The organism is bacterium, from assembly GCA_035530055.1.
In the GTDB taxonomy this organism is placed as follows: Bacteria; UBA6262; WVXT01; order WVXT01; family WVXT01; genus WVXT01.
The window spans coordinates 1-23,003 of record DATKVN010000040.1; the positions used below are offsets into that span (position 1 = coordinate 1).

At 42.3% G+C, this 23,003-nt stretch carries 20 protein-coding genes; all 20 read left to right on the plus strand.

What is annotated here, in order from left to right; all coding sequences use genetic code 11:
- Nucleotides 1-2,286 (plus strand): DUF4175 family protein (locus VMW39_03560; GenBank protein ID HUW23088.1); only part of this gene is annotated, 2,286 nt, incomplete at its 5' end.
- Nucleotides 2,287-2,338: 52 nt separating this feature from the next.
- Complete coding sequence (gene guaA, locus VMW39_03565; protein HUW23089.1) at nt 2,339-3,274, plus strand: glutamine-hydrolyzing GMP synthase; 936 nt, start codon at nt 2,339-2,341, stop codon at nt 3,272-3,274.
- A 118-nt stretch (nt 3,275-3,392) separates the two neighbouring features.
- Complete coding sequence (locus VMW39_03570) at nt 3,393-5,015, plus strand: tetratricopeptide repeat protein (protein ID HUW23090.1); 1,623 nt, start codon at nt 3,393-3,395, stop codon at nt 5,013-5,015.
- Nucleotides 5,016-5,066: 51 nt separating this feature from the next.
- The gene (locus VMW39_03575) at nt 5,067-6,227 is read left to right on the plus strand and encodes an iron-containing alcohol dehydrogenase (protein HUW23091.1); all 1,161 of its coding nucleotides are present in this window, start codon (nt 5,067-5,069) and stop codon (nt 6,225-6,227) included.
- Nucleotides 6,228-6,337: 110 nt separating this feature from the next.
- Nucleotides 6,338-6,673 carry a cupin domain-containing protein gene (locus tag VMW39_03580; protein ID HUW23092.1) on the plus strand — a complete coding sequence of 112 codons (336 nt, stop codon included), beginning with the start codon at nt 6,338-6,340 and terminating at the stop codon, nt 6,671-6,673.
- Nucleotides 6,674-6,699: 26 nt separating this feature from the next.
- A complete protein-coding gene (locus tag VMW39_03585) occupies nt 6,700-7,839 on the plus strand; it encodes a DUF362 domain-containing protein (GenBank protein ID HUW23093.1) in 1,140 nt (379 codons plus the stop codon).
- A 271-nt stretch (nt 7,840-8,110) separates the two neighbouring features.
- Nucleotides 8,111-10,342: a DHHA1 domain-containing protein gene (locus VMW39_03590; GenBank protein HUW23094.1), complete on the plus strand. Its 2,232-nt coding sequence runs from the start codon at nt 8,111-8,113 to the stop codon at nt 10,340-10,342.
- Between the two features lie 133 nt (nt 10,343-10,475).
- Nucleotides 10,476-11,162, plus strand: coding sequence for a site-2 protease family protein (locus VMW39_03595; GenBank protein ID HUW23095.1), 687 nt, complete (start codon nt 10,476-10,478; stop codon nt 11,160-11,162).
- Nucleotides 11,163-11,164: 2 nt separating this feature from the next.
- Nucleotides 11,165-12,145 (plus strand): tryptophan--tRNA ligase, encoded by a 981-nt coding sequence (trpS, locus tag VMW39_03600; protein ID HUW23096.1) that lies wholly within the window; start codon nt 11,165-11,167, stop codon nt 12,143-12,145.
- Between the two features lie 12 nt (nt 12,146-12,157).
- The gene (locus VMW39_03605; GenBank protein ID HUW23097.1) at nt 12,158-12,868 is read left to right on the plus strand and encodes a segregation/condensation protein A; all 711 of its coding nucleotides are present in this window, start codon (nt 12,158-12,160) and stop codon (nt 12,866-12,868) included.
- Between the two features lie 5 nt (nt 12,869-12,873).
- On the plus strand, nt 12,874-13,407 hold the full coding sequence (gene scpB / locus VMW39_03610; protein ID HUW23098.1) for an SMC-Scp complex subunit ScpB: 534 nt from the start codon (nt 12,874-12,876) through the stop codon (nt 13,405-13,407).
- Nucleotides 13,408-13,527: 120 nt separating this feature from the next.
- Nucleotides 13,528-14,592, plus strand: coding sequence for a prephenate dehydratase (gene pheA, locus VMW39_03615; GenBank protein HUW23099.1), 1,065 nt, complete (start codon nt 13,528-13,530; stop codon nt 14,590-14,592).
- Nucleotides 14,593-14,609: 17 nt separating this feature from the next.
- Complete coding sequence (gene hisC, locus VMW39_03620) at nt 14,610-15,707, plus strand: histidinol-phosphate transaminase (GenBank protein ID HUW23100.1); 1,098 nt, start codon at nt 14,610-14,612, stop codon at nt 15,705-15,707.
- On the plus strand, nt 15,698-16,711 hold the full coding sequence (gene aroF / locus VMW39_03625; GenBank protein HUW23101.1) for a 3-deoxy-7-phosphoheptulonate synthase: 1,014 nt from the start codon (nt 15,698-15,700) through the stop codon (nt 16,709-16,711). The genes hisC and aroF overlap by 10 nt, the downstream gene beginning before the upstream one ends.
- A gap of 32 nt (nt 16,712-16,743) precedes the next feature.
- Complete coding sequence (locus VMW39_03630; protein HUW23102.1) at nt 16,744-17,643, plus strand: prephenate dehydrogenase; 900 nt, start codon at nt 16,744-16,746, stop codon at nt 17,641-17,643.
- 2 nt (nt 17,644-17,645) lie between these two features.
- Nucleotides 17,646-18,932, plus strand: a complete 1,287-nt coding sequence (gene aroA / locus VMW39_03635; GenBank protein ID HUW23103.1) for a 3-phosphoshikimate 1-carboxyvinyltransferase — start codon at nt 17,646-17,648, stop codon at nt 18,930-18,932.
- A 16-nt stretch (nt 18,933-18,948) separates the two neighbouring features.
- Complete coding sequence (gene cmk, locus VMW39_03640) at nt 18,949-19,617, plus strand: (d)CMP kinase (GenBank protein HUW23104.1); 669 nt, start codon at nt 18,949-18,951, stop codon at nt 19,615-19,617.
- A 143-nt stretch (nt 19,618-19,760) separates the two neighbouring features.
- Complete coding sequence (locus VMW39_03645; protein ID HUW23105.1) at nt 19,761-20,369, plus strand: lysophospholipid acyltransferase family protein; 609 nt, start codon at nt 19,761-19,763, stop codon at nt 20,367-20,369.
- Between the two features lie 24 nt (nt 20,370-20,393).
- Entirely contained in the window at nt 20,394-21,251 is an 858-nt protein-coding gene (locus VMW39_03650) for a 4-hydroxy-3-methylbut-2-enyl diphosphate reductase (protein ID HUW23106.1), read from the plus strand.
- Between the two features lie 65 nt (nt 21,252-21,316).
- Nucleotides 21,317-23,002, plus strand: a complete 1,686-nt coding sequence (locus tag VMW39_03655; GenBank protein ID HUW23107.1) for a 30S ribosomal protein S1 — start codon at nt 21,317-21,319, stop codon at nt 23,000-23,002.
- Nucleotide 23,003: the final 1 nt, after the last annotated feature.

Genomic DNA, 23,003 nt, shown 5'->3' on the forward strand with positions numbered 1-23,003 from the left:
AAGAGCAAAGTTGAGCTTGCTTACGAGGCGAGCGATGACTTCGGACTAAGCCAGATAGACCTTGTATACCAGAAGTTAACAGGGGAAACTTATGATTCCATGAAGCCCGGGAGAATAAGGATTGAGCGATTCCAACCCTCGGTGGGTCAGAAACTACTCGACTACCAGTGGGAGCTGGAAAAACTCGACTTGCATCCTGGTGAGCTAATCAGTTATTATTTAGAAGCCTGGGACAACGATACTATATCCGGGCCAAAGAGTAGCCTTTCCCAAACCTACTACCTGGAGGTATTTAGCTACCTTAAGGAACACGAAGACATTGAAGAAATGGAACACCATTTTAGAGAAGAGATATTACGTATTCTGGGAGACCAGATTGTAGCAAAGAGCAGAGTAGAAGATTGGAGCGAAACACAAGGCGTGGAAGAGTTAAAAAGCATCCACGCCGACCAGGGAAGAATTGAAAAGTTAACCGAAGACTTGCTCAATTATTTGAAAGAGCTCCTTCCGCGCATGGAGGCAGACCCTCTGGGCAATTTTCAAGTATATTCAGAATATAAAAACATGGAAGGAAACCTCCAGTACCTGAAAGATGAAAAAATGGCAGAGGTTTTATCTACAATGTCTGAAGCAGTGAAAGCAACGAGAGCCGATAGAAAAGAATACATGGAAAAGGTGAAGAACAATCAAGAAGAGATCATTTCCGAACTGGAAAAGATGTCTCTTTTAGCACAGGACCTTCTCCAGGATGAGAGAATGCGCGATGTACTGGGAACAGTCCAGGAGTTGTTAGAGAGTCAAGCAGACCTCGCTCAAAAGTTGGAAGAGATGGGAAAAGAAATAGATAAACATAAATTGGAGGAACTTAAAAAGAGCCTGGCGGAAATCTCAAAACTTATGGCCAAGCTGGTAAAAAGCCTTTCCCAGCTACCGCAAACTTTACCAGAAGAATTCATCAATCAAGATGCAATCAAGAGTCTCGAGTTGGGAGAAATGTCCAGTGATATAGAAAAGATGGCTGATAAAATCGCCAAGGGAGACCTGGAAGCTGCGTTGAACATAGCTAAGAATTTACTTAAAACGCTTTCCTCAACAATGGCCATCATGCAAGCTGCTGCCAATCAGGTTCCATCTTTTGGTAAGTCATCCCAACTGTCTCAAAAGGCAAACGAATATTCTCTGGAGTTGGAAAGACTAATTGCCGAAGAAAAAGAATTGATTGACCGCACCAACCAACTCGACAAGAAGCGATTGGAAGCCTTGTTTAAGAAACAAGAGTCCCTGTTAAAGGAGTTAGTTAAGTTACAAGAGGAGGCAATAAAAGAGGCGAAAAAATTACAGGGAAACCTAAAAGAAAAATTGAATTATATAAAGGCGTATCCTGCTATCTACCAGAATCTCTCCGTAGTGTTGAAGAGGATGGAGGAAGTTCTCAGTGAGCTAACTGGAGAGACTCCTCGCCGGGCAAGGGAGTTATTGAAAAAGTCCATTGAATATTTAAATAATATGTTGGGAGCTCTGGATAAATTCACCATCAAGATTGAGAAGGAGAAAGAGAAAATTTCAGATGAGCTGTCTAAATTATCTAAGGAAAAAGAAAAAGAGGAAGAGTTGACTCCTCAAGAGAAGAGCCTTCTATCCTTGAGGGAGAATTGGGAAGGGAAGGAGAGGGATACTTTTGAAACTAGAGAAAAGATTGTTGATCTACGAGAGAAAGAAGAGGAGATTGCAAAATTATTGGAGTTTGAAGAAGAGGGAATTGAAGTGTTTAAAAAAGAAGACCTCTTGGAACTTGAAACTCTGGCCAAAAAACAGAAGGAGCTGGAGAACCGTACTGGAAAACTGAAGCAGAAGTTAGAGGAACTTTCCGGCAAGACTTCTGCCATTGGCCCAGAAATTATCTCTAATATGGAGAAAGCTTCTTCGGCAATGGACGAGGCATCTGGAGAATTAGAGGAGAAGAAGACCGAGCCTGCCTTAGAGAAGGAGAGAGAAGCCCTCTACTATCTGGCTCAGGGAAAGGAAGGTCTTGCTTCGGCTTCTAAAAAATTGACAGAAATGGCAAAGAAAGGAGGGAAACCCCTGGTGGGCTTCCTTCAGCCAAGAGGAGGGACTCTTCCTGGAGGGAGAATGGGATTCAGGGAAGGGTACGTAAAGATTCCAGAAGCTCACGAGTACCAACCACCCAAGGAATTCCGCCAGGAACTTCTGGAAGCTCTCAAAGAGAAATACCCAGAAATTTACAAAGAACTGATTAAACAGTACTACCGGCGCCTCACAGAGTAGAATCAAAAGGAATAGCAGACTTTAGTCTGCATTAAGAAAGGAGGATGTTTAAATGGCATGGGAAGCAAAGAAATTTATCGAAGAGAAACTCTCGGAGGTAAAAAAGATTGTAGGAGATAAGAATGCCGTAGTGGCTACTTCAGGAGGAGTGGATAGCGTAGCCTGTGCATTTCTGGCACATAAAGCGCTAGGAGAAAAATTAACTGTTATTTTTATTGACGACGGGCTGATGAGAGAAGGTGAGCCTACTAAAGTGTCTGAGGAGTTAGGGAATTTAGGTGTAGAAGTTAAAATAGTTAATGCCAGGGATGAATTCTTCAAAGCGCTTAAAGGAATCGAGGACCCTGAAGAGAAGAGGAAAAAATTCAGAGATACTTTTTATAGAACACTGGGAAAGGCAGTAAAGGAGAATGGAGCCTCTTACCTCATTCAAGGCACGATAGCTGCGGACGTCTCAGAAACTGAAAGAGGTATTAAGACTCAGCATAACGTTCTGGAACAGATAGGAATCGATCCCACAGATTATGGATTTCAAGTTATCGAGCCTCTGAGAGAAATCTATAAACCCGAGGTAAGGGATGTGGCCAGAGAATTAGGGTTGCCGGAAGAAATTCACCAGAGAATGCCGTTTCCTGGACCTGGTTTAGCTACGAGAATCATAGGAGAAGTTAATCCTCAGAGGGTAGAGATGGTCAGGAAAGCAACCAGTATCGTAGAAGAAGAAATAAAAGAGTTAAAACCCTTCCAGGCACTTGCAGTTCTCATGAAAGATAGAGCCACAGGAATGGTTGAGGGGAAGAGAGTCTTTGGTAACATAATAGTGGTAAGAAGTGTTGAGTCTAAGAATGCAATGACTGCTTCTGTGAGTAGAATCCCCTGGGAAATTCTGGAGAAAATTCAACAGAGGATTACCGAGGAGATGCCTTCGGTAACCAAGGTCCTCTTTGATATTACTCCCAAGCCTCCCAGTACAATAGAGTATATTTGAGGAGTAAGCACGCTGCACTTGTAATAAGTAATTGTAGTGTAGCCCTTTATGGGCGTAATCTTTACGGGGACAAGCCTTACGCTACCAATTTTAAATTATGGGAGTCAAGATTAGTCTTTTGAAACTACTGGTTTCTATTTTCTTATTAATCTTTCCTACTCTACTTTATGGTGGGGATATAATCGTTGATGGTGAAAAATACTTAAATCAATGGAATGTGGAGAAAACTATGGAGCTTGCTCACCAGGCCGTATTGGAGCAACCGGAGAGAGCCGACTCCTACAGATTACTCGGATTAGCCTATTTTTATCAGGGAAGTTATGATAAAGCATTGCAGTATCTCCAGGTTGCATCCCTTATGGAACCAAGGATTGAACAGCGAAAGAGACTCCTCTCCTTTGTTGAGGGTACTAAGGAAATTACAGGAGAATTTAGTAATTATTCAAGTGAACATTTTATACTTCGCCTGGCCGATAGAGATAATCTTCTCGTTGACTATGCCCTCCATGCTCTGGAGAAAGCATATCAAGAAATACAAGGTGACCTGAACTATTTTCCAGAAGAGAAAATTCTGGTGGAAATATATCCTACAACTGAGGGATTCACCTACGCTTCCAGTCTCACCCCGAAGCAGATTGAAGTCTCCGGGGCAATTGGAATCTGTAAATTTAACCGAATTATGATTATTTCTCCTCGCTGCTTGGTATACGGTTATCGCTGGCTCGATGCTTTAGCTCACGAATTTATCCATTATCTTATTGCCAAAATAACGGGACTCAATATTCCTTTGTGGTTAAATGAGGGTCTTGCTAAGTATCATGAGACAAAGTGGAGAGTTAAACAACCGAACTATTTAATTCCCCTTTACAAAAATACCCTTTTGGGAGCATCGAGAGAGGGAAAATGGATCGATTTCTGGAAAATGCGTAGGGGCATGCCCAGTCTGGAAAGCCGGCAGGAAGTAATCCTGGCTTTTGCCGAAGTTTCCCTGGCAGTAGATTACCTACTCCAGTATAATGGAAGGAAGAAGTTAATCCATTTTCTCCAGGAACTTGGCAGAACTGCCTGGAAAGGAAGAGAAGAAAAGTTTGAGAAAGTGGAGAAACATTGGGACGAACTTTTCCGCCAATTCTTCGGGATAGACCAGAAAAAGTTTCAGAGCGTTTTGAGAGAGTTTCTAAAAGAAATGAAACTGGAAGAGACTCCAGGAATAGCATTAGATAGTTTTAAGTTAAAAGAAGAGGGAGAAGAAGTGGATGAACTGGAAGAGCATGTAGGAGTAGGAGCCCGTGGGCATGTGCGGCTGGGAGATATGTATCGTCAGAGAGGAAGGTCTAAGGTTGCTCTTATTCAATATGAGAAAGGTTTGAGAAAAGAACCCAATAATCATGTAATTCTCAATAAGATAGGTAAAACCTATAGCGCACTGGGAAAATTTAAAGAAGCAGAAGAATCATTCAAAAAATCCTTGGAGGTTAATCCTAACTACGGACCAACCTATACCAACCTTGGCACTTTCTACTTTGCTCAGGAGAAGTTAACACTGGCACTGGAAAATTACGAGGAGTCTAATCAGATTAATCCTTTTAATCCTCTTATTCATAAGTATATGGGCTTTATCTACTACAGACTCGGAGAGGAAGCAAAGGCGGAGAGAGAATGGACGATTGCCCGCAGGCTTCTTCCGGGCGATATAGAGGTGGAGTCCTGGCTCTTAGAGATGGAAAGAAAGGAACCTTAATTTACTCCTAAGACACTCCGATGGATCGGAGCTACTCCTCTAGGAGGAAGAATGTGGGAATTCTACTTGCCCACAAGAATAATTTTCGGCAGAGAGAGTTTAAATAGACTGGGTATAGAAGTTAAGCCTCTGGGAGAGCCTATTCTTCTTGTCACTGGAAAGAGGGCTCTTCGGGAGAGTGGTATCCTGGATAGGGTTAGTCGAATCTTAAACAAGGAGAAAATCACCTCTGTCCTTTACGACCAGGTCTCTCCAGAACCTGATACTGAAGTAGTGGATAGGGGTGTAACCTTCGCTCGTCAGAATAGATGCAAAGTTGTAGTAGGGATTGGTGGTGGAAGCGCTATTGACGTAGCTAAAGCAATTGCCGGACTCGGGCTTGAGGAGAGTTTCGCTTCCATAGCCGAATATCTGGAAGGGAAAGGGACTAAAAGGATAAATTCATACGGTCTTCCTTTTATTGCCATTCCCACCACGGCTGGAACCGGAGCAGAGGTCGCCAGGAATGCTGTGATTATCAATAGGAATACGAGAAGTAAAAGGAGTTTTCGCAGTAACTATCTATTTGCCAGGATAGCCATTATCGATCCCACTTTGACCGTAGACCTTCCTCAAAAGATAACTGCCTCAACCGGAATAGATACTTTGACTCATCTCATCGAGGGATACGTTTCTCGAAAAGCGAATCTTCTAACGGATATTCTGGCAATTAAGGGTATTAGTCTGGTGGGAGAATCTCTAATTTCTGCATACAATAATGGTTCTGACCTGGAAGCAAGGGAGAAAATGTGCTTAGCCAGTCTTCTGGGTGGTGTTGTGCTCACAAATTCTGGTTTGGGTATTGCTCATGGAGTGTCCCCATTTTTGGGAGCATTACACGGAATTCCTCATGGTGTGGCAAACGGCATACTTCTTCCGCGGGCAATAGAATTTAATTTGTCCTCAAGCATTCAGAAATTCAAATCTGTTGCCTCTGCTCTGGGAGAGAAAATAGAGGGTCTAACAGAAAAAGAGGCTGCAGGTAAGACTCTTTCTGCAGTGGAGAGGATAGTTAAGGAACTGGGAATTCCTCAAAGTTTAGAAGAATTTGGTGTGAAGTCGGAAGACCTGCCTGAGCTTGCTAAAAAATCTCTCACTTCCAACTCCACCAGAGGGAATCCTCGCGAAGTGAGTTATGAAGACCTCTTGTTATTTTTAAAGAAGATACTGTAGCCGCAGGCTTCAGCCTGCGTCTGGAGTAGCAGGCTTCAGCCTGCGCAGATAAACGCAACCTAAAGGTTGCGACTACCGAATCATTCTCAGGTTAGTAAAGAGGAGAAAATATGGAAAGAGTTAATGAAAGTGAGAAGGAATTCCGCTTTGGCGATGCGGGTCCCAAGTATCTTTTCAGAGGACCCAGGATAGAATGGGGAATTTTAGTCCTGAAACCCGGAGGGTCGTTAGGAGCCCACTACCATAAAGAGGTCGAAGAGACATTCTATTTCTTGGAAGGAAAAGCCAGATTAATGATCGATGGCACTGAATATCTGGGGGGAGCAGGAGAGGCTTTCCGGCTGGAACCAGGAGAAAAACATGATATCCTGAACGACTCCCAATCTCCCATTCGTGCTGTGTTCATCAAGTGCCCTTATAAACCTGAGGACAAAATCAAGATTTGAAATAGAGAAGAGAACGGAGATAAAAGATGGCTCAGCGGGTAGCATTAGCAAGATGTGAAAGTTACCAGCTTCCGGTTTTGGAGAATTCTTTAAAGAAATTATTAGGTTTACTTGGTGGAATTGGCGAGTTTGTCAAAAATGGAGACAGAGTTCTAATCAAGATAAATCTCCTCTCAGGCAGGCCTCCGGAAAAAGCAGTAACCACTCATCCCAGTCTGGTCGAGGCAGTGGTTAATTTAGTAAAGGAAGCTGGAGGAATCCCGGCAATTGGAGACAGTCCCGGGGAGAGGGCAACTCTTACGGGATTAGCCAGAGCATATCGAACTGCAGGATTCGAGGAAGTTAGCCGTAAGACGGGTGTTCCTCTTTTGTCTTTTGAGGATGATGTTATGGAAGTGGAGAATAGCCAAGGACGTCTCTATAAAAAGTTTACAGTTACTAAACAGATAAAGGATTTTAACGTAATAATTTCTCTTCCCAAATTGAAGACTCACCCTTTAACTTACATTACCGCAGCGGTGAAGAATAACTTCGGTTTCATTCCCGGACTGAGAAAGACTGAGTTCCATTTGAAATTGCCTGACAGGGAGTTGCTTTCGGAAATGCTTGTTGACCTTTTAGATACTATAAAGATTGATCTGGCAATTTTGGATGGAATTGTTGCCATGGAAGGAAATGGCCCGGCTGGCGGTCTCCCTCGCAAGGTAGGAGCAATTCTTGCCAGCAGAAATCTTGTGGCTTTAGATTTTGTTGCCTGCCAACTCATCGGTTATAAAAATCCATTCGATATTCCTACTAACAGAATAGCTGTGGAAAGAAAATTTTTTCTTCCCGGAAATATGGAAATCTTAGGGGAAAGAATTGAAGATTTACAAGTAAAAGATTTCAAACGAATTCCCCAGGATGTTTCCCAGAAGATTCCCCTATTTCTTTTGAAGTGGCTAAAAAACTTACTATCAGCAAAGCCCAAAATAATTGATGAGCTTTGTAACCGTTGCTTCCATTGCCTGGAAAACTGTCCGGTTAAATGTGTGGAAAAGAATAAAGACGGTAAACCTTCAATTCATTATTCAGATTGTATTAGATGCTTCTGTTGTCAAGAACTCTGTTCTCAAGGAGCCATAATAACGAAAAGACCCTGGTTGGTAAAATTATTTACTGCATAAGAAGATTGGTTTTGACTTTTTGGTTAAAATAGGTTAAATTAAACTGGAGTTCTTGATTTCATCGGGGGGGAGTTCATAGGATAAGGAGTTTGGTTTGGAGTCCTCCCGAAAGGGAGGGAAGCAAAAAGTTGTAGCTGTCCCGATTCATTGGGACCAAAGGGAAAGCAAAGCTTACGCTTTGCGGCTACATTTTTAAATAAACCTTGCTTTCGCAAGGACTCCACATGTTTTTGAAGTTATGATTTTGCCGCAGGGAAGGGAGCGTATCTAAATGGATTTGATCGTGACTCATATTGGTGCAGATTTTGATGCTTTGGCTTCGCTTGTAGCAGCAAGAAAAATATATCCTAAGGCTTTAGCTGTCTTGGCCGGCTCACCTGATAAGGACGTGAGAGAATATTTATATAAGAAACCACATTTGATAGACCTAAAGAAAGAGAAAGAGGTCGATTTTAAAAAAGTCAAAAGATTAATAGTTGTAGATACACGCCTTGCTAAAAGAATCGGAGAAGCAAAAGAGGCCCTTAATAATCGCGGATTAATCCTTCACTTCTACGACCACCATCCCCGCACTAAGGGCGATCTCGTTGGAGCAGTGGACATAGGAGGACGCTATGGAGCTACTGTCACTATTCTGGTAGAACTCATAAAGAAGAAAAGAATCAAGATTTCTACAGAAGAGGCAACCCTTCTTGCTCTGGGAATTTACGAGGATACAGGGTCTTTTACATTTCCTTCCACTACCCCGGCAGATTTAAAAGCAGCCTCTTATCTAATAACTAAAGGAGCAAATTTGAACATGGTTTCTGACTTTATACGCAGGGAATTAACTAAAAACCAGGTTAAATTATTAAATAAACTTCTTCGATTGGAAAAGAGAATTAAGATTAATGGAATAGAAATCGCCATTATTAAATTGAAGTCTTCAGGCTATATCACTGATCTGGCGGCGACTGTTCATAGGTTACGCGATATCGAAAATCTGGAGACTATTTTCGTGTTATTGGGGACGAAAGAGAGAATTCGCATAGTTGCCCGTAGTAGAATTAAGGCTGTAAATGTAGGTAAAATTACTCAGGCTTTTGGAGGAGGTGGCCATGCCACTGCAGCCTCGGCCACAATAAGAGGAATGGAACTTCGAGAGGTAGAGAAAAAATTAATAGAAGTCCTGAAGAGCAAAATTACCCCCGAAATCGCACCTGATGAGAGCCTCCTGTTTAAAAAGAATGTAGGGTCACTTTTAAACAGAAATCTTCCTTCCAAAATAACGAGTTTACTGACGGAAGCGGGTAGAATAGCTGAGGAGAAAAATTTCAGAGTCTATCTGGTTGGTGGTTTCGTGCGAGACCTTCTACTTGGTGTAGAAAACTTCGATGTAGATTTAGTTGTTGAGGGAGACGGTATATCCTTTGCTCGATATCTGGTCAGGAGGGCAGGAGGCAAGGTTACTGCCCACAAGAGGTTTGGCACCGCAGTGGCTACTTTGCCCGGCGGAATTAAGGTAGATATTGTCACTGCAAGAAAGGAATTTTACGAATTTCCCGCTGCCTTGCCTACTGTAAAAAAGAGTTCACTGAGAGAAGATTTGTATCGTCGAGACTTTACCATTAATGCTATGGCTGTGAGATTAAATCCTAAGCATTATGGAGAATTGGTCGACTTCTTCGGTGGATGGAAAGATTTGAAAGAGAGAATAGTTAAGGTTTTACATAACAAGAGCTTTATCGAAGATCCCACTCGCATCTTTCGAGCAATTCGTTTCCAAGGGAGATATGGCTTTTCCATGGATAGAAATACTGAGCGATTGGTGAAGGATGCGCTAAGACTGAAAATTTTTAGACGGTTAAGTAAACAAAGACTGAGAGAAGAAATCATCGCCATCCTAAGCGAGCCCCAACCCAAGAACGCAATTTTGAGGTTGGATAAATTCAGGATTCTTAAGTTAATCCATCCCAAAATTAGATTGAGTCAAGAAATAAAAAAAGATTTGCAAATAGTTAAAACTATCTTTTCCAGATTCGCCTCTCTTCTTAAGGAAGAGGACGGAAAACGTTGGATAGTCCATTTTCTAATCCTGGTGCAAAAGTTAAGTATCTTAGAAGTGAAAAATCTCTGTAAGAATTTTAGACTCTCCAGGGAACAGAGCAGGAAGATAGTCAAGGGAAAAGAGAATCTACGAGAAATAATAAAAAAGCTCAAAGAATCAGAATTAAAGCCGAGCTTCCTCTATCGAACGTTGCAAGGATTACCCGTGGAAGCGCTTCTATTTATTGTTTTAAAAGCGAGGAGCAGATTAATTGAAAGGAGAGTCTATCAGTATCTGACCAAAATGCGCAAGGTGAGGATTCGTACTACAGGTGATAAACTTAAAAAGATGGGGTATAAACAAGGTCCCCTGTTTAAGAAGATATTGCAGGAATTGCTCTGGGCCAAACTTGATGGAATTGTGAAAAGCCCATCTTCTGAGACGAAGTTTGTATTTGACAATTTCCCAAAAGATTGATAAAATTAAAGTTTTAAAGAGTGCCCGACCGGGTTAGGTCGGTCGCCCTTCAGGGTGACGAAAAACGGCCCTCTAAAGAGTGCCCGATCAAACGGAGGTGTGAGTGAGTGGAGTTTAACTCACCGATGGGAGCATGCTTATACTTCAACAGATAGTGAGGAATCCTTCTCTTGTTTTCCGAATGATTTCTCTGCCTGTAGCTCTGGTTATTTTCTTTTTTGCGATTGTTATTCATGAATGTGCTCATGCATGGATGGCTTCTCGATGCGGAGACAATACCGCAAGATATGCCGGCAGAATAACGTTGAATCCCCTACCACATATCGACCCCATCGGGACAATAATCTTGCCTCTCCTTCTAATTCTTTCTGGTTCCTCATTCGTTATTGGTTGGGCTAAACCTGTTCCCATCAATCCTCTCAATTTCAACAATCCACGAGCGGATCTGGTGAGAGTGGGAGCGTCTGGTCCTCTCTCCAATATAGGACTGGCAATTGGCTCTTCCTTCCTGGTCTGGATATTCAGTTATTTACCTGTGGGGGAGATAAAGAATTCCATAATAATAATTCTCCTGTTCAGTGTTCTGATTAATCTTTTGCTTGCAGTTTTCAATCTAATTCCCATTCCCCCGCTGGATGGTTCACAAATTCTCTCGGGATTATTGCCAGACCATTTGGCTAGAAGATATGAGACGTTTTCTCGATACGGTTTTATTATTATCTTTTTATTACTTTTGACAGGTTTACTCTGGGCGATAATTTTACCTATCGTCCAGTTTCTTTATAAAATACTCTTTTTGTGGGTAGGAAGGGGATTTTAGAAATGGCCAAGAAAAGAATTTTAAGTGGAATGCGTCCCAGTGGAAAGTTACACGTGGGACATCTTGTAGGAGCACTGGCAAATTGGGCAGCTCTACAGGATGAATACGAATGTTTCTACATGGTAGCAGACTGGCATGCTCTGACAACAGAATACGAAAACCCTTCAGGGATTAAAACCAATATTAAAGAAATAGTCATTGATTGGATATCCGCGGGTCTTGATCCTAAAAAGTGTACCATGTTTGTGCAGTCCCAGGTTCTGGAACATGCGGAACTACATCTTTTACTCTCTATGTTTATTCCTTTAAGTTGGTTGGAAAGATGTCCCACTTACAAGCAGCAACAACAGGAACTGAAAGACAAGAACCTTTCTACTTACGGGTTTTTGGGTTATCCTGTTCTGCAGGCAGCAGACATTTTGGTCTACAAAGCAGAAGCTGTGCCTGTGGGTGAGGACCAACTTCCCCATCTGGAACTGTGCCGGGAGATTGCTCGGCGTTTCAATTTCTTATATAAGAGCGTTTTTCCCGAGCCACAAGCTCTTCTGACCAGAGCACCAAAACTTTTAGGAGCCGATGGCCGGAAGATGAGTAAAAGTTACAACAACTGCGTTTTCCTGTCGGATCCTCCGCAGGTTATTCGAGAAAAAGTAAGCTTTATGATTACTGACCCCAGCCGGATTAGAGCCAACGATCCTGGACATCCCGATGTGTGCACAGTATACGGGCTGCATAAGATTTTTACTTCTCCGAAAGTAGATTCAATAACTGCTGATTGTAAAAGCGGGAAAATAGGTTGTGTAGCATGTAAGAAAATTTTGAGCGAATCTCTAATAGAAAGATTAAAACCGATTCAGGCAAAGAGAAAAGATTTAGAAGCGAACCCAAAGGAGGTCGCCAGAATCCTCAAACAGGGGCGTCTCAGTGCTCAGAAAATTACTCAGGAGACCCTTAAGGAAGTGAGAGAAGCGATTGGATTATAAAAAGGAGGAGGGATGGATTACAGGGTGAGATTGGAGGTATTTGAAGGTCCGCTCGATTTATTGTTACATTTGATTAAGAAAAACGAGCTTGATATCTTCAATATTCCCATAGCAGAGATTACAGCCGACTATTTGAACTACATAAAATTCTTCAGGAAGCTAAACCTGAATTTTGCAGGAGAGTTTCTGGTAATGGCTTCTACCTTAATTCACATAAAATCGAGAACGTTACTTCCCTCCATGGAAACAGCTGAAGAGGAAGAGCCCGAGGATCCCCGGGCGGAATTGGCAGCCAGACTTATGGAGTATGAGAAATTTAAAAAAGCAGCCAGTATATTGAAGGAGAAGGAGGTAATTCAAAGGGACATTTATGGACGTCTTCCTTTGATTCCTCAGGATGAAGATTATACCATCGAAGCTACACTTTTTGACCTCATGGATGCCTTCCAGAAAGTAGTATTTCGGGTTGAAAAAGAAGTTCGGGAAATAATTCAAGAAGACATCAAGGTTGAAGACCGGATTCAAGAAATCCTGAACCTTCTGGAAAATAAAAGATTTATCAATTTTGAGACCATATTTTCTGGACAGAGGACAAAGAGACTTCTAATAGTGACTTTCTTAGCTCTTTTAGAGCTAATCCGATTGAAAATGGTTTTTGCTCGCCAGACAAGACTATTTGGAGATATAAGAATATACAGGGCAAAACGGGAATTGGCGGCATAAAGACAATGGAAAAAGAAGAATTAAAAAATATAATCGAGTGTCTCTTGTTTTTCTCTAATGAACCTTTGCGTATAGAGAAGCTGGCCGAAATTATGGGAAGAGGTGACTTTGACGAGATAAAAGAGGCTGTTGAATATTTGCAAAAAGAATACGAGCTAAGAAATAGCGGGCTGCGAGTTCTGAACATTGCTCAGGGATACCAGATTTGTACCAGGAGCGAATTCTCTAACTGGGTGAGGAAACTTTATAAAGCACAGACTACTTTTCAACTCTCACTGTCTGCTTTAGAGACGCTCTCCATTATTGCTTATAAACAGCCTGTTACCCGGGGAGAAATAGAAAAGATAAGGGGAGTCGATGCTTCCTATGTGTTGAGGGCGCTTTTAGAAAAAAAGTTGGTTAGAATTTCAGGGAGAAAAAAATTGCCGGGTCGTCCAATTATATATGGAACATCTCAAGAGTTCCTGCGCTATTTTGGGTTAAAAGATCTATCCGAGATTCCCAGCCTGGAAGAGATAAAACCACCGGCAAGCGGATAAATAATAAATGGCAGCCGCTCCGATGAATCCAGCCCCTGAGAGCAGGAGCTGGATGAATCGAGCTATTTCTTATAAACGCAGACTAAAGTCTGCTACTCCAAAGATGGGAGGGGGTAGTTTATGGATTTAAAAAGTTTACGTGAAAAAATTGATAAAGTAGATAACCAAATTTTGAAATTGTTGAACCACAGAACCAAAACAGTACGAGAAATTGCAAAATTGAAAGCAAAGGCAAAACAGGAATTCTATGCTCCCCATCGGGAAAAGAAAATCGTAGAAAGACTCCTCAAGAAGAACAAAGGACCACTCCCCAACGAAGCATTGAAAGGGATCTTCCAGGAAATATTGAATGTTTCCCGGTCTATCCAGAAGAAATTGAGGATATCTTATCTGGGACCCGCAGCTACTTTCACCCACTTAGCAGCAGTTAAGAATTTCGGTAAGTATGCCAACTTTACTCCTGCCAAGAGTATAGCCGATGTTTTCTCCGAGGTGGAAAAGGGTCGCTCTGATTACGGAGTTGTGCCCATTGAGAACTCGACTGAAGGGGTGATTAATCATACGTTGGACATGTTTGTTACTTCGGAATTGAAGATTTGTTCTGAATTACTTCTGGAAATTTCTCATAATCTCCTTTCCAGAGCAAGGGAGCTCAGGGAAATAAAGAGAATCTATTCTCATCCCCAGGCAATTGCTCAGTCCAGAAATTGGATTGAAGACAATTTGCCCAATGCTGAGTTGGTGGAGACGTCTTCCACTGCCAAGGCAGCGGAGATGGCTGAGAAAGACTCTGAGGGCGGAGCAATAGCTTCCCGGCTTGCATCCTCTTTGTACGATCTGAAAATAATTGCTGAAGGCATTGAGGATAACGTGCGAAATTTTACCCGCTTTCTGGTCATAGGTAAGAGTTTCCCAGGAAAAAGTGGACAAGACAAAACTTCCATTCTTTTCTCCATAAAAGATAAGGTGGGAGCGCTTCACGATATGCTTATTCCTTTCCGGGAAAATAAGATTAACCTGACTAAAATCGAATCCAGGCCGACCAAGCTCCGAGCCTGGGAGTATATATTCTTTGTCGACTTCATGGAACACGTTGAAGAAGAAAATGTGAAACGGGCTTTGAAGCAACTGGAAAAAGAATGTCTATTTCTTAAAATATTGGGCTCTTATCCAAGGAGCGAGTGATTTTGGAGGATACGTTGATGATTGAAAAACTTGTGAGAAAAAATGTATTAGATTTCCAACCTTACCTTCCTGGTAAGCCAATCGAGGAAGTGAAAAGAGAGTTAGGCCTTGCCAGAGTGGATAAATTGGCTTCCAATGAGAATCCTCTAGGACCTTCCCCTCGGGCAGTCAGTGCCATGAAAAAGGTTCTCAATCGAGTGAACCTATATCCAGATGGAAGCGGTTTCTATTTAAAGAAGGTCTTAGCCAGAAAGCTAAAGGTAAAGCCAGAAAGTATTATCCTTGGTAGCGGAACGGATGAAATAATCGAAATTATCGGGAAAACTTTCTTAAACCCCATTGACGAAATCATAGTCTCTAAGTATGCATTCATTCGCTACGAGATGGCCGGAGAACTAATGGGTTGTCAGGTTAAAAAAGTCCCTATGAAAAATTTTACGCATGACCTGGAGGCAATGAAGAAGGCAATAACTGAAAAGACAAAAATAGTGTTTATAGCCAACCCTAACAACCCCACAGGAACTTATGTTACAGAAGAGAAAGTAGAAAAATTTATGAATGACCTGCCAGAAGAGATAATGGTGGTATTTGATGAGGCTTACCGGGAATATGTGACCAGAAAAGATTATCCTAAAACGCTTCCCTATGTTAAGCGAGGGCAGACGGTAATTGTCTTGCGCACCTTTTCTAAGATTTACGGTCTGGCAGGTTTGCGTATTGGCTATGGAATAGGGAAATCTGAATTGATTGGCTTTATGGAGAGGATTAGACCTCCATTTAACACTAATTCGCTGGCTCAGATAGCAGCTCTGGCCAGCCTTTCTGATGAGACTCACATTAAGCGAAGTCGTAAATTAGTTGGCAATGAGAGAAAATACCTGGAGGAAAATCTGGAGAAGATGGGTATTGAATTCGTTCCCTCGGTGGCTAACCATATCCTACTCAAGGTAGGTAATGGACAAAATGTGTTTGAAAAACTATTGAAGAAGGGAATAATTGTGAGAGCTATGGTTGAATACGATTTACCAGAATTTATCAGGGTAACCATAGGTCTGCCCCAGCAGAACAGGCGATTCATTAATGCCTTAAAGGAGGTTATGGATAAATGTTCTTAACACTGAAGCCAGGAACCACAGAGCAAGGAATTGAAGAGCTGGTTAAGAAGATAGAAGAGTTGGGATTTCGAGGCCACATTTCCAGGGGTGCTGAGAGAACAGTAATTGGAGTGATTGGTGAGAATGCTATAGCTGCCAGAGAGGTGTTTGAAGGGTTCTTTACTGTGGAGTTGATCACTCCCATTTCTAAACCTTACAAGCTGGTTAGCAGGGAATTTAAGAAAGAAGATACGATAGTTAAGATTGGTGATGTTACTATAGGTGGAAAAGATATAGTGGTTATGGCAGGACCCTGCTCGGTGGAGAAGGAAGACCTCCTTCTCTCTATTGCCAGTAGCGTGAAGAAGGCAGGAGCAAAGGTTCTTCGTGGGGGGGCTTTCAAACCGAGAACTTCTCCCTATTCTTTTCAGGGATTGGGGGAGAGAGGACTGAAGTATTTAGCCAAGGCCAAAAAGGCAACGGGACTTTTGGTAGTTACCGAGGCTATGAATATCCAACAGGTAGAGCTGGTTTCCCGCTATGCAGACATCATTCAAATTGGAGCTCGCAATGTTCAGAATTTCGAGCTTTTGAAAGAAGCTGGCAAAAGTAAAAAGCCCATACTACTTAAGCGAGGTATAGCTACAACAATCGAAGAGTGGTTGATGTCTGCTGAATACATTGTTTCCAATGGAAATTCAAACGTGATTCTCTGCGAACGAGGGATTAGAACTTTCGAAAGCGCTACCAGGTTTACCTTAGATTTAAACGCAATTCCGGCTATAAAAGCCTGGAGCCATCTGCCAGTAATTGTAGACCCCTCGCACGGGACCGGCGTGCGTGATTTTGTGTGTTCGATGTCCAAAGCAGCAATTGCTTGTGGGGCCGATGGTCTGATTATCGAAGTACATTCCGACCCGGAACACGCTCTATCCGACGGAAAACAGTCTCTCCTGCCAGAAAATTTTGCCAGCTTAATGCAGGAACTAAAGAAACTTGCCCGTGTGATGGGCAGAAACTTATAAGAAAAAGAAAAAAGTGCCTGTCACCTTTTAAAATGAAAAAGTACCTGTCACCTTTTAAGGTGAGTATAATTGGCGTGGGTTTGATTGGAGGCTCTTTCGGTTTAGCTCTAAAAAAGAAAAGACTTGTTGGGCAAGTAATAGGAATCGGTCGCCATATCCATAAGTTAAAAGAGGCGAAAAGACTGGGCGCTATCGATAGCTACACTACGGATTTTGCACGAGGGGTTAAAGATTCAGACATAGTTATGGTTGCCGCGCCTGTAGGCAAAATTCCTCTCATTGTTAAGAGAATATTACCCCATTTAAAAGAAGGCTGTATTATAACTGATGTAGGGAGCACAAAGGAAAAGGTAGTTAAGAAAGTCCATGAGATTCTCTTAAAATCTTCTGGTAAGGGAAGAAGGCCAAAGGTCTCTTTCATTGGTGGTCACCCAATGGCGGGTTCAGAGAAGCAAAGTGTCAGAAACGCCAGGGCCGATATCTTCTCAGGCACCACCTGTGTTCTGACTCCAGCAGATAGAAATGGCCGGAAAGCAGCTAAAGTAATTAGAGACCTTTGGAAGAGGATGGGAGCGAGAATCCTTTTGCTTAAACCTGAGGAACATGACTATCTCGTAGCTTATACAAGCCACTTACCCCATGTGCTGGCGTCCATATTGGCTAATCTGATGGGCAGGGTTTGTAAGGAAGACCCTCGAGCGAGCAGAGCCATCGCGGGAAGTATCTCCGATATGACCAGAATTGCAGCCAGCAATCCTGAAATGTGGATAGACATCTGTCTGTCTAATAATAAAGCGATTTCAGAAAGTATCAACGTAATGATAAAACATCTAGAAAAATTCAAGAAGTCGATTGAAAAGAAAAGGAAGAGAGAAATTCAAGATTTGTTTCATAAAGGTAGACTGGCGAGGAGAAAATTAATCGGGTCGTAAATATGAAAAATATAGGAGTGGAGAGAAAAAAGAGAATTAAGGGAGAGATTTCTCTTCCCGGAGACAAATCTATTTCTCACCGGGCTATTATGCTGGGTAGTATCGCCCAGGGAAAAACTAGGGTCAAAGGATTTTCAGATTGTGCTGACTGCCGAAACACATTAAACGCTTTCCTTAAACTGGGGATAGAAATAGAAGACCACTCTCAGGGAGAATTGACTATTCATGGGCAAGGATTGAAGGGATTGACTTCGGCCAAAGAGATTATAGATGTCGGCAATTCGGGAACTACTATGAGACTTCTCAGTGGAATTCTTGCCGGACAGGATTTCTCCTCTACGATTACTGGTGATGAGTATCTCCAGAGGAGACCTATGAAAAGAATTATCCTTCCCCTGAGGGAGATGGGAGCAAAGATAAGTAGCCCTGACGACAACCATCCACCGATAACCATTGTGGGGCAGAAATTACATGCAATCGATTACCATTCTCCTGTTGCCAGTGCCCAGGTGAAATCCTGTGTTCTTTTAGCTGGACTATATGCTAAAGGGAAGACGAGTCTTACTGAGTCTTCACCATCGAGAGACCATACGGAACGGATGTTAAAATATTTAAATGGACCTATAGAAATCGAAGGAACGGCTATATTCATAGAAGGAGTCTCGGAATTAGAGGCAAGAGCGATTACCATTCCCGGGGATATCTCTTCAGCAGCGTTCTTTATCATTACCTGTCTTCTTTTAAAGAATTCCGAAATCAGGATAAAGGGAGTGGGAATTAATCCCACGCGGACCGGCGTCATAGATATCCTTAAAAAGATGGGAGCTGACATTGTAATTGAGAATGTCCATGAACTTTGTGGAGAGCCGGTAGCCGATCTTATTGTGAAAAGCAGCAACCTGAGAGGTACTAATATAGGGGGAGCGTTGATTCCCAGAATTATAGACGAGATCCCTGTGTTGGCTGTGGCTGCAACTCAAGCAGAAGGCGTAACTGAAATCAGCAATGCTCAGGAATTGAGAGTAAAAGAAAGTGATCGCATAGGCAATGTGGTTTCCGAACTTTCTAAAATGGGAGCCTCGATAAAGGAAAAAGAAGACGGAATGGTGATTTCCGGAGGGAAGAGATTGGCAGGTAGTTCGGTTAATAGTTTTGGTGATCACCGTATGGCCATGGCACTAACCATTGGCGGACTGATTGCTGATGGTGAGACTACCATAAACGATGTGGCCTGCATTGATACCTCCTTCCCTCACTTTATGGATGCTTTGAATAGAATGGTAGAATAGACATGGTGGAAATTTGGTGAAGAAAAGAGCCGTTATTACTATCGATGGACCAGCAGGAGCAGGGAAAACCTCAATTGCCAAAATTGTCAGTAGAAAGTTGGGCTATAACTATATTGATACCGGGGCGATGTATAGAGCAATAAGCTGGAAGGCATTTAGAGAAAAGATAGATTTAAAGGCTAAAGAAAAGTTAATTAAGATGGTAAGAAATACCAAAATAGAATTAAAGAATAGAGCTGGAACGGTGAGAGTCTATTTAGACGGAAAAGATATCACCAATAAGATAAGGAATAAGAGGTTGGCCGAAGGAGCGAGCATTTTAGCTACAGTCCCCGAGGTGAGGGAACAGCTCATGAAAATTCAGAGGAGAATGGGTTCTTCAGGGGGAATTGTAGTGGAAGGCAGGGATATAGGCACTGTAGTCTTTCCCAGGGCAGATTATAAATTCTATCTGGATGCGTCCATTAAAGAGAGGGCTTTGAGGAGGTATAGAGAACTGAAAGTGAAAGGGGAGGAAGGGCAGCTGGCTGAACTGGAAAAGGCGATTCGCTCTCGAGACAAGCGGGACCGCACCAGAGGAGTAGCTCCCTTGAAGATAGCTCGTGATGCTGTAGTCATAGACTCTACAGATATGAGTAAGAAAGAGGTAGTGGAATTTATTCTGAAAAGAATCCAAACAGGGTAGCTTGGAATTTGGTTCGGCTCGCTGGCAATTTTTCCACGTAGAAAGGTCTGGAGTCCTCCCGAAAGGGAGGGTTGATAAACAGAACCTTGCTTTCGCAAGGACTCCACATCACAAACTATCTTTTAAATTGAGGCGGGTAATTTATGCTGTATATTTTAGGTTATTGGCTAACTTGGTTAACAGCTAAACTCCTGTTCCGTTTTCGAATTGAAGGAAGGAGAAATATTCCCCAAGGAGGAGCTATTATTGCTCCTAATCATGCCAGTTATTGGGACCCTCCTCTGGTGGGCGCAGCAATTGATAGATACCAAGTCTACTTTATGGCAAAAAGACAACTGTTCCGGTTCCCGATTTTCGGAACGGTTCTCAAGATGATACATACTTTTCCTGTAGATAGAGGAAAGATAGACATAGCTGCCTTCAGAAAGGCACTTAGAATTTTGAATGGGGGGAAAATCCTGGTGGTCTTCCCTGAAGGTAGTCGGGGAAAAGGAGGGCGCCTGAGATTTCCTCAACCCGGGGTTGCCTGGATAGCGCACAAGACCAAGTTTCCTGTCGTTCCTACCCTGGTTGTGAATACTCACAGGATAAAAGTTTTTCCCAGAGTAACTGTACGCTTTGGCTCACCTATATATTTCGAAACGGACCAAAGAGGGAAAAATGAAAAATCCCGCTACCGCAATTTCGCCCACAAAATAATGGAAGGAATAATAAAGTTAGACCGAGAAGAACAGTACCGATATGGAATATGAAATTGGAAATTTGGAATTTAAGAGATGCGACTTATTTTTGCTAAGAAACTGGGGTTTTGTTCGGGAGTAAGAAGGGCTATCTCTTTGGCGCAAAGTATACCAACAAGAGATAGTAAGAAAGGGACTGTCGCTACCCCGGTCTATACCTTAGGGCCACTAATTCATAATCCTCAGGAAGTCAAGCGCTTGGAAAGGCTGGGAGTAAAAGTTATCTCCAGCCTAAACCAGATTAAGACGGGAACTCTCATTGTGCCCTCTCATGGGTTACCTCAATCTATCTTGAAGAAAATAGAGAAAGCGCGACTTAAGTTGATAGATGCTACCTGTCCGTTCGTTAAACGGGCTCAATTGTTGGCAAAGAGCTTACATGAGAAAGGCTACCATGTAGTAATAGTTGGGCAGAAGTCTCATCCTGAAGTAATTTCATTGCTTTCTTTTGCCAATGGTGAAGCTTCTGTGGTGGAGACTCCTGGAGATGTGGGAAAGATTAACACAAGCAAAAAAACAGGAGTCATCAGCCAGACTACACAGTCGGTGGAAAGCTTCGAGAAGATTGTGAGAAGATTAAAGATAAAGAACAAACGGTTCAAAATTCATAACACTATTTGTAAAGAGACTTCCCAACGCCAGAAGGAGGCGAAAGGATTGGCGGAAAAGGCAGATCTCATGATTGTAATTGGCGGTAAAAATAGTGCCAATACTACCAGACTTTACAACATCTGTAAGAAGGTTACCCGTACTTACCATGTAGAATTGCCAGAGGAATTGAGACCCGGTTGGTTTAATAAAAAAGGAGTAGTAGGAATAACTTCAGGCACTTCCACTCCTGATTGGATAATTAAAAGTGTAATTAAAAGCTTGTTTAGGAGTAGCAGACTTTAGTCTGCGTTTAGATGATGGATACACAAAAAGAGAAAAATTACCATAACTCTAAAGATAGCTCTAAGATGGAAAAGTTATTAGACGACCTTGACAAAATCAAGGAAGGGAAAGTCGTTACCGGAAAGGTTGTCCAGATAAAAGGCGAATCTTTATTGGTCGATGTGGGCTTGAAGACTGAGGGAGTTCTCAGGAAAGAGGATGTAACCACTCCTTCCGGGAAATTAAAGGTAAAAGTTGGCGATAAAATCGAAGTCTTTCTGGAAAAAAGAGAAGATACCTTTGGACGACCTCTTATCTCCTTGAAGAAGGCGGAGGTTGCAAAGACCTGGGATAGAATTCGCGATGCTTACACCACACAGAGCGAAATACTTGGTAAAATAGTCAAAAAGATTAAAGGGGGTATGATGGTGGATCTGGGAGGCCCTGATTCTATTCTGGAGGAAGGAAAGGGGCTTGCTGAGGCTTTTATGCCTGCCTCTCAAGTTGGTTATCCTCCAGTAAAGGACCTGGATGGCGTTATTGGCCAGGTGGTGCCTCTAAGAGTAATCGAATTCAAACCAAAGAGGAATATCGTCGTCTCCTGGAGATTAGTAATTGAGGATGAGGTAAAGAAAAAAAGAGAAGAACTGTTAAACAGAATAAATATAGGAGACGTATTAAAAGGTAGTGTAAAGAATATCACCAAGTTTGGTGCATTTATTGACCTGGGTGGAATAGATGGACTCCTCCACATAGGCGACATAACCTGGGGTCGCCTGGGGAAGGTGGAGGATGCTTTGAAGATTGGCGAACAGTTGGACGTCAAAGTTCTCGCTTTCAACCGGGAGAAAGAGCAGATTTCATTGGGATTGAAACAGTTAGAGCCTCATCCCTGGGAAAATATTCGAGAGAAATATCCTGTTGATTCAACTCCCACGGGAAGAGTAACTGGCGTTCTTCCTTATGGTGCCTTTGTTGAACTGGAACCGGGAATAGAAGGCTTGATTCACGTCTCCGAGATGTCCTGGACGGAGAAAATAAGGCATCCCCGCGAAGTATTGAAAGTAGGAGACATGGTCAAAGTTAGAGTACTCAATGTAGATGAAAAAAACAGGAAATTATCTATTGGACTGAAACAGATACAACCCAATCCCTGGGCTCAGGCAAAAGAAAAGTATCCATCGGGGACAAGACTCACCGGAACTATTACCCATCTGGCACCTTTTGGTGCTTTTGTCAAATTAGAAGAAGGAATCGAAGGGATGATTCATGTTTCAGATATTTACTGGACAAAGAGACTGAGACATCCTGGACAGGTGCTCAAGGTGGGCGACCAAGTGGAAGCAGTGGTTCTGGATATAAATGTTGAGGCTGAGAAAATATCTCTGGGATTGAAACAGAAATCGAAAAACCCATACGAGAAGTATTTTGTAGGGAGTAATGTTCAAGGGAAAGTCGTTCATCTCACCAATTTTGGAGCTTTTGTAGAATTGGAACCGGACATCAAAGGGCTAATTCATATTTCCCAGGCGGGTAAGGAGAAAATTAAAGATATAAAAGAGGTTTTAAAGGTGGGAGATAAAGTCTGGACAAAAATTATTAAAGTCGATACCCAGCAGATGATAATCGATTTGAGTATTAAGGAGTATATCAAAGCACAGGAAAAAGCGGAGGTGGAAAAGTATATTGAACAGGAAATCCCGGGAACTACTATTGGCGAAATAATCAGTGAAAAATTGGACAATTCAGACAATTCAGAAAATGAGGAATAAC